The organism is Phyllobacterium zundukense, from assembly GCF_025452195.1.
Lineage (GTDB): Bacteria > Pseudomonadota > Alphaproteobacteria > Rhizobiales > Rhizobiaceae > Phyllobacterium > Phyllobacterium zundukense_A.
This window is the reverse complement of record NZ_CP104973.1, coordinates 2,569,519-2,591,312: the sequence shown is the minus strand read 5'-3', so window position 1 is coordinate 2,591,312 and position 21,794 is coordinate 2,569,519. Positions and strand designations below refer to the sequence as shown.

Here is a 21,794-nt window from a genome sequence, read left to right as displayed (position 1 = left end):
AATCTGCCATGCTTAAAATCTGGGGCCGTACCAACTCGACCAACGTCAAGAAGGCGCTTTGGGCCGCCGAGGAAGTCGGTGTTCCTTACGAAAACATCCCCGCAGGAGGCGCCTATGGCGTCGTATCCGATCCTTCTTATCGGGCAATGAACCCGAACGGACTGGTACCGACGCTGGAAGACAAGGATTTGGTGCTGTGGGAAAGTAACACGATTGTTCGCTATCTCGCCGCACAGTATGGACAGTCGACGCTCTATATCGATGATGCAGCAACGCGGGCGAAAGCGGAACGATGGATGGACTGGGCGACCTCCACCCTCGCCGGTCCTTTCCGCGACTTGTTCTGGAATCGGGTGCGTATGTCAGCAGAAGAACGCGATAATGCAGCCATGGAAAAAGGACTCCAGGCTTGCGGCAAACTATTCGCTATTGTTGATACCGCGCTTGCCTCGCAGCCCTATCTGTCGGGCTCAAAGTTCGGCATCGGCGATATTCCCGTGGGCTGCTTTGCCTATGCCTGGTTCGAAATGCCGATTGAGCGCCCGGATCATCCCCATCTTGAATCCTGGTATGAACGTTTGAAGCTGCGTCCTGCCTACCAGAAGACAGTGATGACCGCCCTCACCTAGATCATTCTTTTGGCTTCAGACGCCACACGCCCAGCAGACCGTCCTGATAGCTTCGCTCATCGGTGGGAATGGTGATGGCCTCAGTGTCAGCCCACTTTTGAGCGAAATCACGATAGTTCGATGAAAATACATTTCCCGACTGGCCAGTCGTCTGGATATATGTCGAGCGATTGAGATCGGCGAGGTCGAACAGCCCACGATAGCTGGTGCCGTGCGCCACGCGAAACGGATTGCTTTCATCCATGAACGACGACTTGCCACGATTCAGCGTATAGGCACCGCCCGACACAGGTACGGTGACATTGAAGAGTTGGTCGAGGGGGCTAACCTGCGAAAACGGCCGGTGTGCTCCGTAAGCATAGTGTAACGTCCCCCAAGTCCATTTCGTGCGGTCCGAACCAAGACGCGTATCCATATCCTTGATCGAATCGGCAAGTGATAGCGCCAGAATATCGCCGCAACTTTCTTTCTCCGGCGTGCGGCCGTCGTCGCACCAATCACGCGCCGGGTATGGCCCAAGCCAGCGCAACATGGCGTCGACATGGCCCTGCCAGTAGGATGGAAAGGCGTCGCCAAGATCGTCTTCAAGAATGCGCTTCGTCGCCATCCTCAACCAAGCACTGAACAGCAGCGGCTCGATGCGCTCGCGGTCTTCGACAAAATCCCACGCTTGCAACTGTTTGGTAATATCGAGGTCGACATCACTCCGTCCATCGATCAGTCTCAGCATGACCGGAGCCAAAGCGGCAAAGGCATTGTCCAAGGCGTCGCCCTGAACCTTGCTGTTGGTTTCCAGCGTTTGCTGGTTTGCACCGTAGATCAGTGTCTTTATGCGCTCGAAGCGCCAAGGTTCGTCCCAGTCGAAGGTGAGGAAATGCGGATAACTCGCATCGACGATCTTCGTATTCGCAGTCGCAAGAACATTGTCTGCGGGATTAGAGACGCGCGGCAATTCCTCGTAGGGTATAAAGCTCTTCCAGTCATAGGTGGCGTCCCAACCCGGGGATGGTGCTCGCCCCATGATTTGATTGGCAGGATCACGCACTGGCACCCTGCCGGGAGCGATCAAACCGATATTTCCATCGGCATCTGCAATCACAATTGACTGCATCGGCGTTACGAATTCGCGCATCCCGTTCTGGAAATCCACGACACTGGCAAAATCCCAAAGCTTCAATCCGGCAGAGATGGTCTTGTCATCGCCAGCCAAAGCAGTCCAGGACAAGGATGCAACAGTGCCATCTGGTAGATAATGATCAAGCCCACGATAATCCGAAGGCAAGACCGGACCGTGACGTGTGGTCCTGCGGTCAAAGGTTACAGTGTCACTGCCTTTGACCTTGATGGATACGGAGCTTCTTTCGAACGGTGAGAAACCCTGAGGTGTCTGGTATTCATCGGGATTGGCAGGATTGATCCTTTCAACAAAAATGTCCTGAACATCGGATCCGGTATTTGTGAAGCCCCACGCCACCTTGTCATTACGTCCGAGCAGTACCAACGGCGCTCCTGGCAGCGTGACACCGACGAGGTTTTTCGACGATCCGTCGTCATTCTTGACCTGCAGGTGCGCGAGATACCAGAGAGAGGGTGCCGTCAGGCCCAAATGCGGATCATTAGCGAGGATCGGCTTGCCGGTCTGGGTTCGGGCGCCACCTACGACCCAATTGTTCGAAGCGCCGGTGGACATGATCTCGTTCACGGCTGCAAACTGGCTTTCAGCCTCTGCCGCGCCCGCCTTGAGCGTGCCGCTGGGCAAGCCGAGAACCTGGCGCAGGTTCGGCAAAGACGGTGGCAGATCGTCCGACACCGGCGGCAGCAAATCGATCATCTCTGCATCGCTCATGCCAAGACGGGCAAACTTCAATCTCAAAACTTCGTCATCTATGTTGGCGGCCAGCGTCACCGACATCAATTTCAGCGTCACAATCACATCGGCGGGAGTCCATTTTTCCGGGGTGTGCCCTAGTACGACAAATTCCGGCGAATATTTGGAACCAAAAGTCGGCCCCGTTCCGGCAATAAACGTATTGATTCCTAGCACATAGGCATCGATCTTCTTCCGGTCCGCCTCGTCCAGCGATGCGGCGGAGCTTTGGGCCGATTCATAAAGGCCAATCGAGCGGATGAAGCGGTCGGTGAATACAGTCTTGTCGCCGAATAACTCGGACAGACGTCCTTGTCCCGCCATGCGGTTCACTTCCATTTGCCAGAGGCGTTCCTGCGCATGGACAAAGCCAAGAGCCGCCAGAACATCTTCAACCGAGTTACCGCTAATATGCGGCACCGCATTCTTGTCGCGCGTGACGGTGACCGGCGCGGACAGACCGGTGAGAACCATCTCTCCTGATGCGGGCGCTACCGAGCGTGCGAGCCAGACATAACCGAGGACGGCGCTTAGCAATGCGATGGGGATGAGAGAGAAAACAATCCACAATAGGCCTTTGATGATCTGCCGCATTGTCCTAACGTCCCCCAATACTCACCACATGGTCTATCTGACAGAGGAAACTAGGGAATGGCAACAGTCGCTTTTATTGGTCTTGGCGTCATGGGATATCCGATGGCGGGTCATTTGAAATCGCGCGGCGGCCACGACGTTACGGTCTTCAATCGCAGCAGCGAGAAGGCAAAGAAATGGGCCCAGCAATTTGGTGGCGCCTACGCTCCAACGCCGGAGGAAGCGGCAAAGGACAAAGATTTCGTCTTTTCATGTGTTGGCAATGATGATGATTTGCGCGCGGTGACGATCGGTGAAAACGGCGCATTCCAGTCAATGAAGAAAGCCGCCATTTTCATCGACAACACCACAGCATCTGCTGAAGTTGCCCGGGAACTCGACACGAAAGCCCGCGAGCATGGCTTCCACTTTCTTGATGCTCCCGTATCTGGTGGTCAGGCGGGCGCCGAAAATGGTGCGCTCACCGTTATGGTCGGCGGCGAACAAGGCGCATTCGACCAGGCAAAGCCGATCATCGAATCCTTCGCCAAGATGGTTGGTCTGATGGGATCGGCCGGTGCCGGACAATTGACCAAAATGATCAATCAGATTTGTATTGCAGGATTGGTCCAGGGTCTTGCGGAAGGCATTCACTTTGGCAAACAAGCGGGTCTCGATATCGAGAAAGTCATCGAGGTGATTTCCAAGGGCGCCGCTGGTTCCTGGCAAATGGAAAACCGCCACAAGACGATGAATGCCGGGAAATATGATTTCGGCTTTGCGGTAGACTGGATGCGCAAGGACCTTGGTATCTGCCTCGCGGAAGCCAACCGCAACAATGCCAAGCTGCCGGTAACTGCGTTAGTGGATCAATTCTACAAGGATGTCCAGGTCATGGGCGGCAATCGCTGGGATACGTCTTCCCTGCTGGCGCGACTGGAGAAAAAATAATCCAGTCACGCGAGAGAAAAGAGCCTCAATTCGACTCTTTCTCGATGCTCATATAATCGAGCGGCAGTTCGGTGGTATACTTTATCTGTTCCATGGCGAACGCAGACGATACATCCCGAATGTCGATCTTGCTGATCAGGCGCTTGTAGACTGCGTCATAGGCAGCAATATCCGGCACGACGACGCGCAGTAGATAGTCTACATCGCCGCTCATGCGATAGAATTCAACCACTTCCGGGAACTCCTGAACAACTTCGGAGAAGCGCTTCAGCCATTCATTGCTGTGAGATCCGGTACGGATAGAGACGAAGACTGTGACTCGCGTATTAACACGGACAGGGTCCAGGATGGCGACACGGCGCTGAATCACGCCATCTTCTTCCAGCTTCTGGATGCGGCGCCAACAAGGCGTTGTCGAAAGTCCAACTTTCTTGGCAACATCCGCTACCGCGAGCGTTGCATCCTCTTGCAGGAGACGAAGTATCTTTCGATCGAGTCTGTCCATCTTTGCTTACAGTTCCCGTTGGAATGAGATACTTTATGGTCTGATAATCCGGCAGCGTACAAGAAAATTATTCTAAACTTTTCAAACTCGGCAAAAATTTCGTCCTAAAGCCTATGAACTTAGAATTCTGACCTTTTCCTGAAGCAACGGAAGAACCTCTTGCGCGAACCAGGGATTCTTTTTCAACCAGGAGCTGTTGCGCCATGAAGGATGCGGAAGCGGGAGAATTGACGGCCCCGATTCTGGCTCGAAGTAATCGCGCCAGTTCGACACCGTTTCGGTCATACTGGCGCGGCGACGGCTTCCGAGATGATAGGCTTGCGCATATTGGCCAATCGTCAGAACAAGTTCAATCTGCGGCATGGACCGAAACACACGGTCGTGCCATGTTTCGCGGCATTCGCGCCGAGGGGGAAGATCGCTGCCATGCGCGTCATAGCCCGGAAAGCAAAACCCCATCGGGACAATAGCGAACTTGTCCGGATCGTAAAATGTTTCGCGATCGACGCCGAGCCAATCCCGTAGGCGGACACCAGAGGGATCGTTGAACGGCAAACCGGTATTGTGGACGCGAATGCCCGGCGCTTGCCCGCAAATGACAATGCGCGCGGTTGCGGAAAGCACGCACACCGGATTGGGTTCATCCGGAAGAGGCACGCCATACCGTGGAGCGTCCCGGCAGATCCGGCACGCCTTGATTTCCGACGACAAGGTATCGAGCATTGGCAGCAAGTCGCTCAAATCTCACGCTTTGGCGCTGGGGCGACTCGACACTGCATCGTGCCAGCGCCGGAGGTTACCCAGCTCTTCGGGCATTTGTATCCTGGCGAGTTTTAAAAAGTCGATCGACACAAGCAGCGTGATATCGGCAATCGAAAACTCATCACCTGCCAAGAACTCATTCGCGGCGAGTTGATCATCCATGACCTTCATCGACGCCAGCGCTTTCGGCCGGTTGGCTTCGCCCCAAGCCGGGATCTGCGGAACCTCCCATTCGACCATAGCAGGGTGCGTATGACGAAATGCTGCCATCACGACGGTAAGGACATGGAGGTCAGCGCGGCGGTTCCACATTTCCACCTGCGCCTTGCCAACGGCGCCCATACCAAACAAAGGCGGGTCGGGATGCAATTCCTCAAAGTAGCGCGAGATTGCCACCGATTCTGCTGATAACCGTACCATCGTCGAGCTCAAGCGCTGGCAGCCGCTGAAATGGATTGAGAGCTGTAAACTCAGGCGTCTTATGTTCCATGGCGCTCATGTCAATCGGTACCAAAGGCACCTCGATGCCCTTTTCCGCCAAGAAAATACGAATGCGGCGTGGATTGGGTGCGCGCCCTCCATCGTATAGCTTCATCAGAGTCCTCCCACTAAACCACGGATCCATCCTACGAATTGGTCAATCAGGTCCGGCGCAGCGGTCGGTTGCTGTCCCGGCACTTCCGGCACCTGCTCATGCTCCCTGCGCCAATCTTGCGGTGTCTCGAATTTTCCGGACCACAGACCTTTTTTGTCTCTTCGAGCCTGGAGCTCTACATCACGATAATCGCCATAAGCGATCGCCTGTCCAGCCTCTACCATGGCACGATTGAGATTTATCGGGCCAATAAAGCAGATGGCCAGGCTGCGATTGTATTTGTCGTGACCATACCCGTCGCAGCGAACTGGTCTGCCCTGGATCAGCTGAACTAACGTCTGCCTGGCACTTTTTCCACAAGCATTGGCACCGCAACTCTGATCGAGTTCTGGAGCATCGATACCCTGGAGACGAATATGGTTGCCTGAAATGGAAAGCGTGTCGCCGTCAATGACATAGGCTGTTCCCGCCAGCAATTGTGTCGGAGCTTTGGGTTGACTGAGCTTAGCCGCCAGCAGGGCGACCAGCACAAAGAAGATCACCATCAGGCTGTAGTCAACAACTTTGCGCCCGAAGGAACGCGGTGCCGGCGGCGGGCGCCGCCATCTGCGACGATAGCTGCGGTATCCTCGGTTCATCGTCGCTTCATCGAAACAAGAAGGTTCATAAGGTTCAAATAGGTCCTTGGAGCTAATCCGATCGATACCATTTGCTGTATTGGTTTGATGGAGTGTTAATCATTTCTGAATAGCCTTGCGATGCAATGCTGCCACAAGTGCAGAGCTATGGATATATCTGGAACGAGGCGCATGGCATCACTCGACGCGACCAGTGCAGACAAGAATATTGTTGATCGCCGCAAATTGCCGCGTAACAAGGATCTGACTGTCGTCATGCGCGGAGCGCGTGACCGCCTGATGGAGCGCGCAGGCATCCATCATTTCGATCGCGAACTGCTCTTCATGCATACGCGTGCTTTGATTATCAACTCAGCTACTATTCCGCTTCTGATAGCCATGATTGTCGTCATAGGTGTGTTCGCCGGTTTCGACAGGACGATCGTTTTATGGGCCGGCTTCGCCATTGGACTCTATGCGATACTGGGGCTTCTCGCGCGCCACCTGGAGAAAACAGGGCTGGCCAACGAGGAAATCCGGAAATGGCAAATGATCTATCTGGGTGGCCATTTCATGACTAGTCTGGGATGGGCCTACTTCACCTTCCTCGAATGCACAGCCTGCGGTACCAATCTGTTTCCGGTGATCAAGGCCGTGGTCATTATTCTGGTAATGGCGATTACCGCGATTATTTCATCGGCGCTTCGCGCGGCGATTTTAGCGGCGTTCGCTTTACCAGTCCTGACCTATACCCTGCTGGCTTGGACGCATTTTGACAATCCAGTGCAGGCAACGATGGTGATCATGCTGGTTGCCGGGCTGGCTTTTTTCTATCTGGTTGCAACCCGGCTCAACCAATCCGTTGCAATCACTCTGGCATTGCAAGCTGAGAAAGACGCTTTGATCGCCGAACTCGAAACGGCGAACGCCATGTCTGATGAAGGCAGACGGCGTGCGGAGGAAGCCAATCTCGCCAAGTCGCGTTTTCTGGCTTCGATGAGCCACGAACTGCGCACGCCCCTCAACGCTATCCTCGGCTTCTCGGAGGTCATGGCCAAGGAAGTACTTGGGCCGATCCAGAACGGGACATACCGGGAATATGCCAGCGATATTCATGCTTCTGGCGAACATCTGCTCAACCTCATCAATGAAATACTCGATCTGAGCCGGATCGAGGCAGGGCGATACTCCATCAACGATGAGCCGCTGTTGCTGACCGACATTGCCAGCGAATGCATCCACATGATGAATTTGAAGGCCCGCAACAAGGATATCGCCCTTATACCACAGTTCGAAACCGGGATGCTGCGCCTCACGGCCGATGAGCGCTCTATTCGCCAGATATTGCTCAATCTTATGGCCAATGCGGTCAAGTTCACGCCTCCGAACGGCAAGATCTATATCAAAGTGGGCTGGACCGCAGGAGGTGGACAATACATTTCGGTCCGCGACACTGGACCAGGAATCCCGCCGGAAGAGATCCCCATCGTTCTTTCAGCTTTCGGCCAAGGGTCGATCGCAATCAAGAACGCCGAACAGGGAACTGGTCTCGGTCTTCCCATCGTTCAGGCGCTGGTTCACGTCCACGATGGCGAGTTTCATCTGTTCTCCAAGTTGCGCGAAGGGACGGAAGCACTCGCTACGTTCCCCCGCAGTCGTGTCCTTCAGGGCACCCAGGCAAAGCACAACAAGCCTTTCCAGAAAAAAGCTGCCTAGAATACTCAAGTTCAATTTATTGTTATTTGCTCGTTGGTGGATGGCCCTGCATTGCTCGTGGGCAGCGCAACAACGAACGGAACATTTCTCAATGAATTCGAACGGCAATAACCGTGCTTTGATTATCCCCGGCCTTGGTGGCATCTATGCGGCTCTGGGTGATATCTCGGAAACGCTCCCTGCGGATGGTGGCCGGTGCCGCACTCGTCGTGCACGGCTCGGGCAAGATAGTCAATCCGATGGGCTCGGCGGAAATGGTCGAAGGCCTCGGCTTTTATCCGGGCGTGTTCTGGTCGCCGCTTCTCGCCGCCACCGAGTTTTTTGGCGGCATTTTACTTACCATCGGTCTGCTCACGCGCCCTGCAGCGTTCGCTACGGCGATCGTGCTTGCAGTCACCATATATTTCCACGGCTTTGTGCAGGGACAAGGCTGGAGCGGTTCGGAAAAATCCATCCTGTGGACGGCAATCCTGTTTTTCTTTGTCATTCGTGGCGCGAGCAACCACTCCGTCGACGCCAGGATCGGCAAAGAGTTTTGAACTCCTACCGTATAAAAAAGCCCGCCTTTGCGGGCTTTTTGATCAATCGCGATTGCTGACGCCGGCCTGATCGAACGTCGCCATACCGCTATGGCAAAGTACTGCTGCCTTGACGATGCCCGCAGCAAGTGCCGCGCCAGTACCCTCGCCGAGCCGCATTCCAAGGTCGAGCAATGGCTTTTTTCCAAGTTTCTCTAAAACCTTGCGATGACCGGGCTCCGCTGAGACGTGGCCGAACAGACAGTGGTCGATCGCTTCCGGATCTCGCGGCATGTAAAATGGCCGCGGCAGCCGTGGCAACATAGCCATCGATGATAACCGGAATTCTTTCAACACGTGTAGCAAGAATGGCACCTGCCATCGCAGCGATTTCACGCCCGCCGAGGCGTCGCAGCACTTCGAGCGGATCTTTCAAATGCGAAGCGTGGAGTGCGACTGCGGTGCGCACGGCATCGGCCTTGCGTCTCATTCCCTCGCTGTTGGCACCCGTGCCTGGACCAACCCATTCCTCTGCAGTACCGCCATAGAGACCATGAAATATCGCCGCGGCAATCGTCGTATTGCCAATCCCCATCTCGCCGATACAAAGGAGGTCAGTACCACCAGCGATCGATTCCATGCCGAACGCCATGGTCGCTGCGCAGGTTTTTTCGTCCATGGCTGCTTCTTCGGTGATGTCAGCAGTCGGGTACTCGAGCGCCAGGTCAAAGATTTTCAGACCAAGGTCATTGGCGATACAGATCTGGTTGATCGCGGCGCCGCCCGCCGCGAAATTTTCGACCATCTGCGCCGTGACTGAGGAGGGATAGGGCGAGACACCCTTGGCGGTAACGCCGTGATTGCCGGCAAAGACCGCGACAAGCGGCCGGGTGATCTGCGGACGCGAACGCCCGGTCCACGCGGCAAGCCATTCGACAATCTCTTCCAAACGCCCAAGTGCACCCGGTGGCTTCGTCAACGTCGCATCGCGCTTGCGCACGGCAGCAATTGCAACCTCGTCAGGTCCAGGCAATGTCTCGATGAGAGTACGAAAATCGTCAAACGGCAGGCCAGTGGTCATGATATACCTTGCGTCTTCATAGCAAAATAGCAACCACTGTCCTATAAGCGCTGGGAGAGAAAACGCAAAGGTCAACTCGCGGCGCAGAGTGTCGCGACCTCGGTGAGTCAGGGGCTGCGGCATGGATTTGGTAAATGACACGATGCGGGCGCTGGCCTTTCTCTCGCGACTGCCCGTCCCGCAGCGCTGGTTCGAAGGCTATGACGGTTCGCTCAGTAGTACTGTACGCGGCTTTCCCGTGGCAGGTATGCTTGTCGCCCTGCCCGCTTCGCTCGTCCTGCTGATCGCGCATGCACTTGATCTTCCCGAGATCGTCTCGGCGTTATTGATTGTCGTCGCATTGATCATCACCACCGGTGCATTGCATGAGGACGGGCTTGCTGATGTAGCTGACGGCTTCTACGGCGGGACGTCGATTGACCGGCGGCTGGAGATCATGAAGGATTCCGCGGCGGGGTCTTACGGTGTAATTGCATTGATTGTCTCTGTGTTCTTGCGGACAGCGTTGCTTGCCACGATACTCGACGAGGTCGGTGTAATCCATGCGCTAGCCATCATCATAGGGACAGAAGCCGTCAGCCGCTCCGTCATGGCAAAGTTCTGGCAGAGCCTGCCGTCCGTACGGGCGGGCGGCGTCGCCGACCAAGCGGGGGCGCCAACTGCCGAAGCGGCCAACTTTGCCCTGATTCTCGGCGCTGTCGCTCTTGCAATCAGCTATGGCGCTGCTGGCGGGCCACTGGCAATCGTCGTCGCAGCATGTTTGACGGCGCTCGTCTTTGTCGGTTTTTCCGCACTTTGCCGCGAAAAGATCGGCGGACAAACGGGTGATACATTGGGAGCCATGCAGCAACTCGCGACAATTTCACTGCTGCTCGGTCTTGTCATTGCACTTTAGCCGTACCAAATCTTTGAAATGAGCATCATCGAGTCACCCTGCATCCTCGTCTGCGCCATCGACATGAAGACCGGTTTCTGCTTCGGTTGCGGGCGCACGCGCGAGGAAATAGGTGCATGGTCAACAATGTCGCCGGAGGTTCGCCGCAACGTCATGGCGGGCCTGCCGGGCCGGCTCGAGACGGTTGAACGGCGCCCGCGCCGCGAAACGAGGCGTAGCCGCATGGCGCGCGAAAAGCAGGAAGGTTAGTCGAAGATGGGCCGCTTGTTCTGGATCATCATTGCCTTGATTGGCGCAACCTTGCTGCTATTGATGGCCAACAATGACAGTGGTTCAACTCTGGGCATTGCCAACGACGATTTTGCCCGTTTCGCCTACATGGGTGTCTGGGGTGTGGTACTCGGTTCGGCCCTGCTCGGCTCGGGAATTCCGCTCAGCCATTTTTTACGCAGCATGGCAATGTGGGTCGTCATTTTTCTCGCGATCGTTGCCGGCTATCAATACCGCTACGAATTGCAGGACGTTGGCCACCGGATAACGGCAGGGCTGATCCCTGGAAGCCCTATCTCCAATCGAGATGGCGACGGCACAATCACAGTGACGCTGGCCAAGGCGGATACAGGTCATTTCGAGGTTCGCGGTGACGTAAATGGTGCGACGGTACCATTCATCATCGATACGGGCGCCTCATCGATCGTGCTCTCGGCGGAAGATGCTCGCCGCGCCGGGCTCGATCCGGACAAGCTCTCCTACAAAACGCCGATCATGACCGCCAATGGCATGGCGACCGCAGCCAGCATCACACTGGACAGCATCACGATAGGTGCCATCAAACGTCATAACATTCGTGCCATGGTGACTGCGGATGGGCAAATGGCAGACAGCCTGCTCGGCATGAATTTCCTGAATACACTCAGCGGCTTTTCCGTGCGCGGCGACCGGCTTGTTCTCTCAGACTAGGAATTCAAGCCGCTTTATCCGTCGACACGGTCTCGATCGCCGCATACGCTAGCCGGATTACAGCACTCGTTGCATCTGTTTGATTGGCTTCAGTCGACAGTATTTGTCGCCAGCGCCGTGCACCGGCCGCGCCGTGGAACAGACCCACCAGGTGCCGTGTAATGTGCGACAACCGACCGCCGCGAGCGATATGCGCATCCGCATAGTCGCACATATGATCTATGATCGCGCCGATTGAAGGCACCGCGCCTTCGCTGCCGTATATACTTCTATCGACTTCAAGCAATAGCATCGGGTTGTGGTAAATCGCGCGGCCAAGCATGACACCGTCAACATGATTCAAATGATCAAGCGCTTCATCGAGCGTCTGAATGCCGCCATTGATCCCTATGAATTGACTCGGATTTTGCTGTTTCAGACGATAGACGCGAGCGTAATCCAACGGCGGAATATCGCGGTTTTCCTTGGGTGACAGCCCCTTCAGCCAAGCCTTGCGGGCATGCACCCATAACGCATCTACACCAGCATGGAAGACACCGTTCGCGAGTTCATCAAGAGCCATTTCCGTATCCTGATCGTCGACACCGATGCGGCACTTGACCGTCACGGGAATTGCGACCGCCTGCTTCATCGCCTCGACGCTTGACGCAACGATGTACGGCGTTTTCATCAAACAAGCGCCGAATGTGCCGGATTGAACGCGGTCAGACGGGCACCCGACATTAAGATTGATTTCCTGGTAGCCCATGGCTTCGCCGATGCGTGCTGCTTCAGCCAGCTTGACAGGATCGGACCCACCGAGTTGCAGCGCGACGGGATGTTCCGCTTCTGCAAACCCAAGAATGCGCTCGCGATTTCCATGGATCGCAGCGTCGGCAACAACCATCTCCGTATAGAGCAAGGCATGGCGCGTGAATTGTCGGTGGAAGGTCCGACAATGGCGATCCGTCCAATCGATCATCGGCGCTACCGCAAAACGATTACGCTTGTAGTTTTCGCTTATATCGACTCGGTTAATCACTATGAAAACGTCCGCTTGTCTGTTTGGCGCATATAGTGTGCCAGCCACCGCTCACCAACACCTGATCGTCCTCATAAAACGCAGAGCGGCGATTGTCCAATCCGCCAGTCATGTTGATCCTTCGGTGAAACCGCACCGTTTTGGGATCTCGTTGTAAAATCGCAACAACCATTTCAGAACCCGCAGTTCGATAAGGCTTAGGTTTTGCGCCTGTCAACAAACAGGAATATGCATCCGTTGGGGACATGAGCTTGTGACTATCTTTTTAACCGGAGATTGGAAATGAACATCAAAAGCTTCCTCCTCGGCTCGGCTGCTGCCCTCATAGCGGCATCGAGCGCCCGCGCTGCAGATGCGGTGGTCGTGGCCGAACCCGAGCCTGTTGAATACGTGAGGGTATGTGACGCCTATGGCGCTGGCTTCTTCTATATCCCAGGAACCGAAACCTGCCTGAAGATCGGCGGTTATTTGCGTTACGATGCAGCTGCTGGTGACGATGTCTATACCGGTGGCAGTGTAGGCGGCGAGCACGACACCTGGAGCAAAAGCACTCGCGCCGAGCTTCGATTTGACGCGCGCTCTGAGACCGAACTCGGCACATTGCGCTCCTATATTGACGGCCGCTTCCAGTATACTAATGGAGAGGACGATGGTGGTACCCTTCATCAGGCCTATATTGAACTCGGCGGCTTCCAGATCGGCGTCAACGACGCGATATTCGGTTCATGGGTCGGCTATGCTGGTGATATCGTCAATGATGATGTGATCCAATATGGTAGCGATAGCTTCTCCAGTAACGAGATCAGCTATACCTATAAGGCTGGCAACGGTTTCTCAGCTATTATTGCCGCTGAACAGGGCTCGACCGAAGGGGACTACGATTACACTATCGACGACTACATGCCCCACGTTCTTGCAGGCGCGAAATTCGAACAGGGCTGGGGAACGATCTCCGGTATTATCGGTTACGACTCGGTGCAAGAGGCCATTGGCGTCAAGGCACGTCTGGATGTGAAATTCACCGATACGATCTCGGCCTGGGTAATGGGCGCTTATCAATCCGATTATGACCCGGATTCATTCGTGACCAATACCAATAAGAATTGGTACGGCCTGTGGGAAGGCGACTGGGCAGCTTGGGGCGGTTTCGCCGCCAAGGTTTCCGACAAGGCGACAATCAACGGTCAGGCTGCCTATGAATCCGAGGGCACCTACGCTCTTGCTCTCAACGTGGCTTACGAACTCGTTCCAGGTTTCACGATCACGCCTGAGCTCAATTATACCAAGTTTGACGGTGCCCGTAAGGATGAGGCCCTTCTTGAAGGCGGCAGCGATGATGCGTTCGGCGGGATCGTCCGCTTTCAGCGCAATTTCTAAACGTTGAATAGCTTGAGATCCGGAGGGCGTGCCTTCGGATTTCTGCTAAAACTGAGTTAAATCTGTTCCGAAACAGCAGCAAACGCTGCAGACTTCTTCAGGACTGCAACGAACTCGTTGCCAGCCACCGAAACCGCTCCGGAATTGTCGATCATAATCGCATCTGCCGGATCGCAGGGATTGGGAGCAGCCCGCATCAGGCGGCGCTGGATTTCTGCGGCATCTTCGCGCCCGCGTGAAGCTAACCTCTTTGCCAGAACCTCATGCGATGCCGTGATGTGCACCACGATGAAATTGGCATAGGCTGTACGAAGCGCCGGCAACACGCCGCGCGAGACATTGGCAATCGCTACGGCTCCGCGCTCGATCTCGTCGTCAATAGATTTCGGCAAGCCGTAGTGCAAGCCATGAGCTTCCCAGAAATGAGAGAATTCTCCTGCCCGCTTCGCTGCCAGGAACTGTTCTTCGCTCAAAGTGTCATGATCTTCCGTATCTACCGATGACGGACGGGTCACCACGCGGCGAACAAAATGATAGCCCGGTTGTTCGCTAAGCTCAGCGCGAGCGAAATCGATGATCGTGTCTTTCCCTGCCCCGCTCGGCCCGACAACGGCAACGAAGGCACCATTGCGCAGCGGTGCAGATGCCGGGTTGAGCGCGCGCTCTATCATTCCCGCCATCATACGACTCGGCGGCCTTCCCGCCAAACTGTACGCACCACTGGAATATGCTCGTCAACACGAACCCGCACGAGATCGGCACGCTTACCCAATTCGATGACGCCGCGATCGTCGAATCCCACAGCCTTTGCCGGGTTCTTGGTTACCAGACGCACCGCATCCGGAAGCGTGATTCCGTCAACAGTTTCTCCTAGGAAAAAGGTCGATTGGATCAGACTGAACGGAATGTAGTCGGACGATAGAATATCAAGATGACCATGTTCGGCGAGTTCACGTGCAGACACATTTCCCGAATGCGAACCACCGCGTACAACATTCGGCGCACCCATCAGCACGGAAAGGCCAGCCTGTTTTGATGCAGCGGCAGCTTCAAGCGTCGTGGGAAACTCTGCCACGTGAATGCCTTGCTCGACTGCTTCGTCCACATGGGCGCGCGTCGCATCATCATGGCTGGCAAGGACAATCCCACGCTCGCGGCATAGCTCGGCAATGGCCTTTCGCTGCGGTCCGGAATTCTTTGCAGATTCTGCCATACGTTTCTCGCAAAATGCATTGAATTCCTTGTCCGAGAGCTTGAGCTTACGCTGGTAATAATAGGCATAGGTTTCAAGACTGACGAACTGCCGCTGACCAGGTGCATGATCCATCAAAGAAGCCAGTCGGACGCGGCTGTCATTGTCGAAATGAGCGAAACCCTCGAGACAATCAGACGCCGACACTTCGCAACGCAGATGGATGTAGTGATCGGCACGCAAACGGCCTTGTTCGACGCTATCTTCAATCGCATCGGCAAGCTTGCGGCTTTCATCCGCGGACATGTCCGCATCCTCGTCCAGCCCAACGCGCAGAGCATCGAAGACGGTGGTAATACCCGACGTAGCGATCTGCGCGTCATGGGCAAGGACTGCAGCAATCGGATTCCAGCGCACCCGCGGACGCGGCATGTAGTGCCCTTCGAGATGATCCGTGTGTAGTTCGATCAGTCCGGGAATAAGGTAGTCACCCTCAAAATCCTCACCGCCAGAAATAGAACCTTCCGAGATATCGGCAATCTTGCCATCCCTGATCACAACCGTTCCGGAGATGACGTCATCCTCAAGGACGATTTTCGCGTTGTTCAAGATTAATTCGGCAGACATTTTATGCGGACTTTCTTCTGTTGGTTCCAGCAAGCGGATGCAGCGAGTGTATTTCAAAGGGGAAACCAGGTTCGGCTTCGGTAAAAAGCGCCAGATTGTTGATCTCAACAGGCTCTTCCAGAACCAGTTCTAGGAATTCGCTCAAAATCCGTTCGATTTTAGGGCGGTCGCGCTCCGGCACCGTATCGGTAAGTGTCATATGGAAGCGAAAATCCTCAAAAACATAGGGATAACCCCATTGTTCGAGGTTTCGCCGCTGCGACACTGTCATTCTGTCTGGATTGCGCCGTTTGATTTCCTCGTCAGTCGGAGGAGCACGGAAACGGTCGAGCGCGACAATAACGTCGTTCGCCAGCTGGTTGAGACGCGCCACCGGCTCTTCTGGAACCAGTGCAAAAAATCCGTCAAGGTTGGCAATCTGTAGTTTCGGAATCTCAACTGGATCCATAGATGAGGCAAAATGCATAAGAGCCGACAAAAGCTCTTTCTCCTCAAAACCCTCGGCAAGATGGAACGGAGCTTTTAAAGTACCATGGAAGCCATAGCGACGTGCCGATGCCGTCAACAGCGTGAAATCCTCATGCGCCAGGTCGCGGATCTGCGGCGGCCGTACAGGTTGACCGGTAAAGGCGTTTCGGCCAAGCCAGTTCGCCGCTACCTTCAGAAGCGGGTCACTCGATGGCGGCGTGAAATAGATTGCATAGCGCATATTGATTCCTCCGGAACACTTTCGCGTTACGCTCCAATTATGACAAGCCTTTGAACCCTATCGTATCTCAATGCTGTTGCTTTCCCATCAAGCGTGAGCGAAGTGCATTGGATATGCTGTCGAAAATGAAGATCACGGCCAGTATGAGCACCACCATATAGGCGACATTGTGCCAATTGGTGTTCGTCCGCATCGCTTCCCACAGTTTGAGACCGATGCCGCCTGCCCCCACCGCGCCGATGATCGTCGCCGATCGTGTGTTGGACTCCCAGAAATATAGTGCCTGGCTCGCGAAAACGGGTAGCACCTGAGGCACGACACCATAGCGTTGGACATTTATCGGCGAAGCCCCAACGGATTTGACGCCCTCGCGCTGCTTGTCATCGATGTTTTCCAAGGTTTCCGAGTAGACCTTCCCGAGCGTACCCGTGTCGGTGAAGAAAATCGCCGAAATACCGGCAAGCGGCCCAGGACCGAATGCTCTAGTGAAAAACAGCGCCCAGATCAACATATCGACCGATCGCAGAAAATCGAAGAAGCGCTTGGTTACCTGATTGGCAAAGAAATTTGGCATGATGTTGCGGGCAGCGATGAAGGCCAATGGAAACGCAACCAGAGACGCCAGTAATGTGCCGATAAAAGCCATGACGATGGTCTGCATCAGCTTCGTCCAGACATCGCCGTGCTGCCAGGACGAATTGTACCAAATGTTGTTGAAGGCCAAAGCCGCGTTGGACATCTCCGGTTTGATACGCTCGCCACTAATGATCAGCGATGCGACCTCGCCGAAAGATTTGTTCCAGAAGGGTGAACTCGTATCGAAGACGAAATTCGCCCATCCGAGAAAGCGGCGACTCACCACGACGCGCTCGGGAATGATATCCGCCTGACCCGCAAAACCGAAGTCGACCGTAACCTGGTCTTCCTTGAGCGTCGCCCATTTGGGCATCGTTCCCTGAGGCTTTGCGCCATCCGCTTCGATCAGGACTGTCAAACTCTCGTCGCCGCGCATGGCAATGACCCGTTGATCGTTGATATCGAGCGATTTCCCGCTACCAAAGAGCACTGTCACATTGTTTCCGGCCTGAACTACCCAGTCCGGCTTCGGATTGTCTCCGAGTTCAGAGAACCGGGGATAGGATACGGTCATCGCTGTCGGTGACATGCGGATCGTCGTCCTGATCGCATAGGATACCCAATCGCGTGCATAGAGTTCGGCGCGTTGCCATTGGCCGCTCGCAAGCACAGTGCCAATGGAAAAAAACCACCAGCAATAGAGCATGTAGAGGATTATGCCGCCACCAATCATCAGTGGCATGAAACGCTTCCAGACGGGGGGATTGAAGACAGCTGGATACCGGGATCTCGAAATCTGCAACCGCTACGGAAGAAATGGCGTTCATGATAGTTTCCCACCGAAGGCAAATGCCTGATTGCCGACGAGACGACGGCGGAGCCAGGCAGAGAATTGATCAACAGCAATGATCGTGGCTAACAACAGCAACACAATCGCCAGCGTCTTTGCTTGATGGCCGCGCCCGATCGACAGGCGCAGTTCTTCGCCTATGCCGCCGCCGCCAACAGCACCGATGATCGTTGAGGCGCGCACATTGATTTCAAGGCGTAGCAAAGCATAGGACATGAAATTTGGCATCACTTGCGGCACAATGCCAAAACCGACGCGCTCGAACCAGTTGGCACCGACTGCGCGCAACCCCTCATCTGCTTTCATATCGGCGTTCTCGACCACTTCAAAGAACAGCTTTCCAAGCGCCCCGATAGTATGAATGCCTACGGCCAACATAGCTGGAATAGGCCCAAGCGATAAGATGGCAGCAAAGAACCCGGCAATGACAATCTCGGGAAATGCGCGCAGGATTTCCATATAGCGGCGCGCCACAAATCGGATCAGTTTGTTTTTTACTAAATTTTTGGCTGCTAGAAAGCAAAGCAGAAATCCGAAAAACGCGCCAACCACGGTGGAGATAATGGCGATGTTTAGCGTCTGAAGCATCTTGTAGAAGTATTCAGGAATGTAGAAAGCGCCAAGAACATAGACGCGCCCTTCCGGGTAGTCGAATTTCAGACTTCCATCGAAATATGGGGACGGCAGGTCGAACAGCGCTCGCCAGACTTCCCAGCCATCGCGCGGAACAAGATCACCGGCGAAATCAAAGAAATGTGGAAGCCGGTCGAAGAACTTGCCAGCGTTCGAATCGTTTGCAAACCAAAACGAACCTGAAACAGCAATGAGCAGGCCGATCCCAATCAGCCAGGAATACGCGCGGCGCCGTCCGGCAAGCTCCTGCCAATGGCGCTCGATTTCAATACCGTCAGGCGTTAGTTCTGTTGAATTGACGCGGCTCATGGGCTTGTCCTTCCAGAGCATAAAAAATCACGGCCAGATCAACTGATCTGGCCGTGATGGAAATGATATAAATCAACCGCCAATCTGAGCCTTACGAGCATCGATGATTGGCTGGTAGAATTCAGTATTGACTTCCGTAAAGCCCTTGCGGTCGCCGCCAGTCGAGGAAGCCGCCAGGAAGCATGCATGATCGGTCTTCGGCAGATTCATCAAGTATTCCTTATACTTGGCGATCATATCGCTGTTCATCGACGAACGGACAACAATCGGGCCGTTCGGGATCAGTGGCGACTTCCACAGCTCGACAAAATCCTTCATGTCGATCAAGCCTTTGTCGACCATCTTGCGCAGATTGCCGGAAGAATAACCTTCGTCAAACTTCCCGACGCCTGAACCGAAAGTGGTGCCGGCGTCAAACTTGCCGTCCTTGACAGCGAGAACGAGGTTTTCATGACCGCCGCCGAAGCCAGTTTCACTGAAATAGTCCTTGACCGAAGTCTTGATGTCCTTTGGCAGAGAGGTCACAGGAATGAGATAGCCGGAGGTTGAGTCCGGATCGGCGAAACCAAGCTTTTTGCCCTTCATATCGGCAAGCGTCTTGATGCCGCTGTCCTTGCGGGCCACCATGATCGAATAGTAACCGGTCGAACCATCTGTCTGCATGTCTGTAAGTATGGGTTTAACTGCCTTCGGATTGGTGAGATAGATCTTGGCAAATCCGGACGCACCAAGTTCTGCAGCATCGAGTGTACCGCCGAGGAGCCCCTGAATAACGCCATCATAATCGGTTGCCGGGAAGAGCTTAACTTCCTTGACCCCGAGGACTTTGGGCAGTTGATCGATCATGCACTGATAGTTGCGCAGGCGATCGGCTTCGTTTTCGCCGCCAATCAGGCCGATGCGGAATGTTTCGAGATTTTCGGCGCGGGCCATCGAACCGGCAAGCATTGCGCCAATCGCGATTGCACCAAGTAGAGCTTTTTTGAGCAACATCGTTCTCTCCTGTCAAACTTCCGTTTGAGTTTGTGATCTGTTCATGGTTGCCCGTGACGTGGGCTAGACGATTCTTTCAGCGCGCGGCGAGAATGGCCTCAAGTTCGGGAATGGGCTTTGGCGTGCCACGCGAAATGCTTGTGGAAGTAATGGCTTCTGAAAATGCATCCTTCATGCCGTCAGCGCCATAAATCCGGCGCGCAGCAAGCTCTGTCAGGTCGTCCGGTGTGCCATCGAAGACGATCTTGCCGCCTTGCATGCCGATGATACGGCTGCAAAAATGCCGCGCGGTGTCAAGCGTATGCAGATTGGTGATAACGGTCAGGCCTTCCTTCTCATTGATGTCACGCAGCGACTCCATCACAACCTGAGCATTGCGCGGATCGAGCGAGGCAATTGGCTCGTCCGCAAGGATGACTTTGGGGTTTTGCATCAGAGCACGGGCAATGGCGACACGCTGTTGCTGACCACCGGAAAGCGTTCCAGCGCGTTGTAAAGCAGTCTTGGCGATATCGAGACGCTCAAGGGCAGCAATGGCCATGGCACGCTCTTCCCACGAGAAAATGCCAAGAAGACTTTTAATGGTGGAACGATGATTGAGACGGCCAAGCAAGACATTGGTCAGAACATCGAGGCGCGGCACAAGATTGAACTGCTGGAAGATCATGGCGCAGTCGCGCTGCCAATTGCGCAGGTGTGCCCCGCGCAGCTTGGCGACATCGGTGCCCTCGAAGAGAATTGACCCCTCGGAAGGATCGATAAGCCGGTTGATCATACGCAGCAAGGTCGACTTGCCTGCGCCCGATCGGCCGATAATGCCAACCATCTGGCCTTGCGGAATTTCAACATTGACACTGTCGATGGCGATAGTGCTGCCAAAGCGCCGCGTCACGTTTTCAATCTTCAGCATTCGTCAATCCCTTTTGGCCGCTGCTCCGTCCTAGAGGGATTGTGTGAACCTGCGATGGCAGTTTCATTTCAGTTACGTGACAACTTCGGATCGCTTTCTCAGGCGGTATGTTGTCCACAGAAAACCCATGCAAACGAGAAAGGGAGCGGCACACAAATTGGTGTGATCCGCTCCCGAAAAACCAGTGATTTAAGTTCGAGGAAAGCCCAAGGCCAACTTATGCTGCGATGCCATTCGGTACAGAAAATGCCGTGACATCTATGATCCGGTCAGCTACCGCTTCCCGCACATCCTGGTCGTGGAAGATGCCAAGCATCGCCACACCCGTGTCCTTCTTCTGCTGGATCATCGAGACCACCACATCGCGGTTCTTGGCATCAAGCGATGCGGTTGGTTCGTCGAGAAGCAGGATTGGATGATCCGTGATGAAGCCGCGGGCAATATTGACGCGCTGCTGTTCGCCGCCTGAAAACGTCGCAGGTGGCAGTGACCACAGCCGTTCAGGCAAATTGAGCCCGGCAAGCAACGATGCGGCCTTGTCGCGTGCGTCCGTACGATCAACACCGCGTGCAACCAGCGGTTCAGCGACAACATCTAACGCCGAAACCCGCGGTACTGTGCGCAGAAACTGGCTCACGTAACCTATCATGTCGCGCCTGATGCCAAGCATCGTGCGCGGATCGGCGGCGCCAACGTCAACGAGCCGGTCGCGGTAAGGAACGATGATCTGACCGCGATCAACGGCATAATTGCCGTAGATCATTTTCAGGATCGAGCTCTTGCCTGCTCCGGAAGGGCCACCAAGAACAGCGCACTCACCAGACTTGATCGAGAACGAGACATTTGCCACCACGGGCAGACGTATGCCATCGCGCAAATGCATGGTAAAACTCTTGGCGACATCGGAAACAACGAGAGGTGTTGGCAT

General features: G+C 54.8%; 20 protein-coding genes and 3 pseudogenes. 8 read left to right on the top strand and 15 right to left on the bottom strand.

What is annotated here, in order from left to right; translation table 11 throughout:
* Positions 1 to 8 precede the first annotated feature (8 nt).
* On the top strand, positions 9 to 629 hold the full coding sequence (locus tag N8E88_RS25075) for a glutathione S-transferase family protein (protein WP_262292953.1): 621 nt from the start codon (positions 9 to 11) through the stop codon (positions 627 to 629).
* Between the two features lies 1 nt (position 630).
* Here N8E88_RS25075 and N8E88_RS25070 read toward each other — a convergent pair whose 3' ends face one another.
* Positions 631 to 3,090, bottom strand: a complete 2,460-nt coding sequence (locus N8E88_RS25070; protein ID WP_262292952.1) for a penicillin acylase family protein — start codon at positions 3,088 to 3,090, stop codon at positions 631 to 633.
* Between the two features lie 57 nt (positions 3,091 to 3,147).
* Here N8E88_RS25070 and N8E88_RS25065 point away from each other — a divergent pair, with 57 nt between their 5' ends.
* Positions 3,148 to 4,020: an NAD(P)-dependent oxidoreductase gene (locus N8E88_RS25065; protein WP_262292951.1), complete on the top strand. Its 873-nt coding sequence runs from the start codon at positions 3,148 to 3,150 to the stop codon at positions 4,018 to 4,020.
* Positions 4,021 to 4,045: 25 nt separating this feature from the next.
* Here the strand turns inward: N8E88_RS25065 and N8E88_RS25060 are convergent, their stop codons facing one another.
* The 4 genes and pseudogenes from N8E88_RS25060 to N8E88_RS25045 all read right to left on the bottom strand — a co-directional run bounded on the left by N8E88_RS25060 (position 4,046) and on the right by N8E88_RS25045 (position 6,427).
* On the bottom strand, positions 4,046 to 4,525 hold the full coding sequence (locus tag N8E88_RS25060; RefSeq protein ID WP_112528551.1) for an Lrp/AsnC family transcriptional regulator: 480 nt from the start codon (positions 4,523 to 4,525) through the stop codon (positions 4,046 to 4,048).
* Positions 4,526 to 4,636: 111 nt separating this feature from the next.
* A complete protein-coding gene (locus tag N8E88_RS25055) occupies positions 4,637 to 5,248 on the bottom strand; it encodes a uracil-DNA glycosylase family protein (protein ID WP_262295616.1) in 612 nt (203 codons plus the stop codon).
* Between the two features lie 21 nt (positions 5,249 to 5,269).
* Positions 5,270 to 5,882 (bottom strand): annotated as a pseudogene (locus tag N8E88_RS25050) (glutathione S-transferase family protein).
* Positions 5,882 to 6,427 (bottom strand): thermonuclease family protein, encoded by a 546-nt coding sequence (locus N8E88_RS25045; protein WP_262292950.1) that lies wholly within the window; start codon positions 6,425 to 6,427, stop codon positions 5,882 to 5,884. Before N8E88_RS25045 ends, N8E88_RS25050 begins: the two are co-directional and overlap by 1 nt.
* Before the next feature lie 264 nt (positions 6,428 to 6,691).
* Between N8E88_RS25045 and N8E88_RS25040 the strand changes: the two genes are divergently transcribed.
* Positions 6,692 to 8,215, top strand: a complete 1,524-nt coding sequence (locus N8E88_RS25040) for a sensor histidine kinase (RefSeq protein ID WP_262292949.1) — start codon at positions 6,692 to 6,694, stop codon at positions 8,213 to 8,215.
* A gap of 91 nt (positions 8,216 to 8,306) precedes the next feature.
* Positions 8,307 to 8,754 (top strand): annotated as a pseudogene (locus N8E88_RS25035) (DoxX family protein).
* A gap of 42 nt (positions 8,755 to 8,796) precedes the next feature.
* Here the strand turns inward: N8E88_RS25035 and cobT are convergent.
* Positions 8,797 to 9,814: pseudogene (gene cobT, locus N8E88_RS25030) on the bottom strand (nicotinate-nucleotide--dimethylbenzimidazole phosphoribosyltransferase).
* Positions 9,815 to 9,935: 121 nt separating this feature from the next.
* Between cobT and cobS the strand changes: the two are divergent.
* Genes cobS through N8E88_RS25015 form a run of 3 tightly spaced genes read left to right on the top strand, consistent with a single transcriptional unit; the run spans position 9,936 to position 11,669 of the window.
* Positions 9,936 to 10,709: an adenosylcobinamide-GDP ribazoletransferase gene (gene cobS / locus N8E88_RS25025; protein WP_262292948.1), complete on the top strand. Its 774-nt coding sequence runs from the start codon at positions 9,936 to 9,938 to the stop codon at positions 10,707 to 10,709.
* Between the two features lie 18 nt (positions 10,710 to 10,727).
* Positions 10,728 to 10,958 (top strand): DUF1289 domain-containing protein, encoded by a 231-nt coding sequence (locus N8E88_RS25020; protein ID WP_262292947.1) that lies wholly within the window; start codon positions 10,728 to 10,730, stop codon positions 10,956 to 10,958.
* Positions 10,959 to 10,964: 6 nt separating this feature from the next.
* A complete protein-coding gene (locus N8E88_RS25015; RefSeq protein ID WP_262292946.1) occupies positions 10,965 to 11,669 on the top strand; it encodes a retropepsin-like aspartic protease family protein in 705 nt (234 codons plus the stop codon).
* Between the two features lie 4 nt (positions 11,670 to 11,673).
* Here the strand turns inward: N8E88_RS25015 and dusA are convergent, their stop codons facing one another.
* A complete protein-coding gene (gene dusA / locus N8E88_RS25010; RefSeq protein WP_262295615.1) occupies positions 11,674 to 12,630 on the bottom strand; it encodes a tRNA dihydrouridine(20/20a) synthase DusA in 957 nt (318 codons plus the stop codon).
* A 342-nt stretch (positions 12,631 to 12,972) separates the two neighbouring features.
* Here dusA and N8E88_RS25005 point away from each other — a divergent pair, with 342 nt between their 5' ends.
* Positions 12,973 to 14,067 (top strand): porin, encoded by a 1,095-nt coding sequence (locus N8E88_RS25005; protein ID WP_262292945.1) that lies wholly within the window; start codon positions 12,973 to 12,975, stop codon positions 14,065 to 14,067.
* Positions 14,068 to 14,123: 56 nt separating this feature from the next.
* Here N8E88_RS25005 and phnN read toward each other — a convergent pair whose 3' ends face one another.
* The 8 genes from phnN to phnL form a co-directional block, all read right to left on the bottom strand.
* Positions 14,124 to 14,738, bottom strand: coding sequence for a phosphonate metabolism protein/1,5-bisphosphokinase (PRPP-forming) PhnN (gene phnN / locus N8E88_RS25000; protein ID WP_262292944.1), 615 nt, complete (start codon positions 14,736 to 14,738; stop codon positions 14,124 to 14,126).
* Positions 14,739 to 14,746: 8 nt separating this feature from the next.
* Positions 14,747 to 15,886 (bottom strand): alpha-D-ribose 1-methylphosphonate 5-triphosphate diphosphatase, encoded by a 1,140-nt coding sequence (locus tag N8E88_RS24995; protein ID WP_262292943.1) that lies wholly within the window; start codon positions 15,884 to 15,886, stop codon positions 14,747 to 14,749.
* Position 15,887: 1 nt separating this feature from the next.
* Entirely contained in the window at positions 15,888 to 16,595 is a 708-nt protein-coding gene (locus N8E88_RS24990) for a DUF1045 domain-containing protein (RefSeq protein WP_262292942.1), read from the bottom strand.
* A 67-nt stretch (positions 16,596 to 16,662) separates the two neighbouring features.
* A complete protein-coding gene (gene phnE, locus N8E88_RS24985) occupies positions 16,663 to 17,913 on the bottom strand; it encodes a phosphonate ABC transporter, permease protein PhnE (RefSeq protein ID WP_262292941.1) in 1,251 nt (416 codons plus the stop codon).
* Between the two features lie 81 nt (positions 17,914 to 17,994).
* Positions 17,995 to 18,963: a phosphonate ABC transporter, permease protein PhnE gene (gene phnE, locus N8E88_RS24980; protein ID WP_262292940.1), complete on the bottom strand. Its 969-nt coding sequence runs from the start codon at positions 18,961 to 18,963 to the stop codon at positions 17,995 to 17,997.
* A gap of 72 nt (positions 18,964 to 19,035) precedes the next feature.
* Positions 19,036 to 19,953 (bottom strand): phosphonate ABC transporter substrate-binding protein, encoded by a 918-nt coding sequence (gene phnD / locus N8E88_RS24975; protein WP_262295614.1) that lies wholly within the window; start codon positions 19,951 to 19,953, stop codon positions 19,036 to 19,038.
* Positions 19,954 to 20,032: 79 nt separating this feature from the next.
* Positions 20,033 to 20,866 (bottom strand): phosphonate ABC transporter ATP-binding protein, encoded by an 834-nt coding sequence (phnC, locus tag N8E88_RS24970; protein WP_262292939.1) that lies wholly within the window; start codon positions 20,864 to 20,866, stop codon positions 20,033 to 20,035.
* Between the two features lie 217 nt (positions 20,867 to 21,083).
* Positions 21,084 to 21,794: a phosphonate C-P lyase system protein PhnL gene (gene phnL / locus N8E88_RS24965; protein ID WP_262292938.1), complete on the bottom strand. Its 711-nt coding sequence runs from the start codon at positions 21,792 to 21,794 to the stop codon at positions 21,084 to 21,086.